The sequence below is a fragment of the Oleiphilus sp. HI0128 genome (assembly GCF_001635365.1).
In genome coordinates this window covers 1-780 of record NZ_LWGG01001228.1, presented here as the reverse complement: position 1 = coordinate 780, position 780 = coordinate 1, and the positions used below count along the sequence as shown (strand labels likewise).

Sequence of the window (780 nt, the reverse complement as noted above, 5' to 3'; positions counted from 1 at the left end):
ATTGCGAACTTGGTCGCGGCGGGCAAATATCTGGTCGCAAATTGCGCGAAATGCTTGCCAAAGCTCTCTTTCTTTCTTATAAGGCGTGATGCCAACCTTTTGCCAGGCTTGTTGTAAGTCCTTTGCACTTTGTATGGCTTGTTCAAGGTTTTCAAGCTCTATAAGCGTCTGCGCCTGATCAATGATTTCTTGCTTCAAGGAGAGGTTCTTGTCTCTTTCTGTATCAAGTTTCTTATCAAAGGCTTTTAAGAGGGCATTGAACTGTTGTTGCATTGGCTTATTGGTTTTGAAATCAACCGGGTAGGCTTCTTTCCATTCAAGGCGAGCTTGTCTGTTAATTTTTTCAGCGCCTTTCCAGTCAGCGTTTTCCCAGTCATTGTTATCAATGAAGTTGCTTAACTCTGTGATGATTTGTTCGCGCTTTGCGGAGTTGTTCTTTTTAAGTTGATTCTGTTCGTCAAAAAAAGCATGGCAAGGTTCGTAAGCCTTGTCGGCCGCTTCTTTAAAGCGCTGCCATAACGATTGGTCTGAAGCACCACCCAAGGTTTTCCATTCCTTTTGCATTGCTTTGATTCGATCGGCTTTATCGCGTGGCTCGATATGTGTGTCGACGAGACGCTCCATTGATTCGCACAGCGCCAGTTGGCGAGGGTTTGATGCATAACCCTGCCAGTCGCGCAGGTCGTTCAACTGGTTAATTCTGAGGTTGAGCATGTTGTGATACTGGTCACTTTGCTTGCTTCCCAGCTTACTGATTTGTCGCTGGATATCTTTGAGTAA

At 45.1% G+C, this 780-nt stretch carries 1 protein-coding gene; it reads right to left on the bottom strand.

Translation table 11 applies throughout. From position 1 onward, the window contains the following. Positions 1 to 780: DUF349 domain-containing protein (locus tag A3763_RS20675; protein WP_156495224.1), on the bottom strand; the 780-nt coding region annotated here is incomplete at both ends.